The organism is Oleiphilus sp. HI0066 (assembly GCF_001635725.1).
In genome coordinates this window covers 1-621 of record NZ_LWFH01000546.1, presented here as the reverse complement: position 1 = coordinate 621, position 621 = coordinate 1, and the positions used below count along the sequence as shown (strand labels likewise).

General features: G+C 48.0%; 1 protein-coding gene. It reads right to left on the bottom strand.

The window, feature by feature from the left end; genetic code table 11:
- Window positions 1-479, bottom strand: a 479-nt coding sequence (gene ccsA / locus A3738_RS07345) for a cytochrome c biogenesis protein CcsA (RefSeq protein ID WP_197473674.1), incomplete at its 3' end; no start/stop codon positions are given.
- Between the last annotated feature and the right edge of the window lie 142 nt (window positions 480-621).

The window sequence follows — 621 nt, the reverse complement described above, 5'->3', positions numbered from 1 at the left end:
GCACGATTATCGGCGCTTTGAATGCTAGAACGAAGTGCTATGACGCCAAAATACAAAAACAATAGTAAAAGCATCGATGTTAAACGCGCATCCCACACCCACCAAGTTCCCCATGTGGGCTTGCCCCAGACAGCACCTGTAAATAACGCAAGAAATGTCATGACGGCACCAATTGGCGCAGCGCAAGCGATGAAATAGTCGCTTATTTTCATTCGCCAAACGAGCCCGACAAGCGCAGCCGCAGCCATCATCATGTAGCACGACTGGGCTAAAATCGCAGTAGGAACATGGATGTATATAATTCTAAAGCTGTCACCCTGTTGGTAATCAGGCGGTGCAATAAACAACCCCCAAAAGCACGCTCCCAGCATAAGCGCACAACCAACCCCAAAGAGTGGTCCGTTGTAGCGTTCTGAGAAGTCGTACAACCACTTAGGAGATCCAAAGCGGTGGAACCATGTCCATTTCGTATTTGCCATTTACACTTTCACTTTTCTAAACATCGCATATGATCTTTAAACTCGCGCCCGCAGCAAACGGACAAAGGACGCAATAAAGCATGGTGATTGCACCAAGCATCGCAAAAGAACCAGAGATAGACGCCCCGTCGACTGATAATCC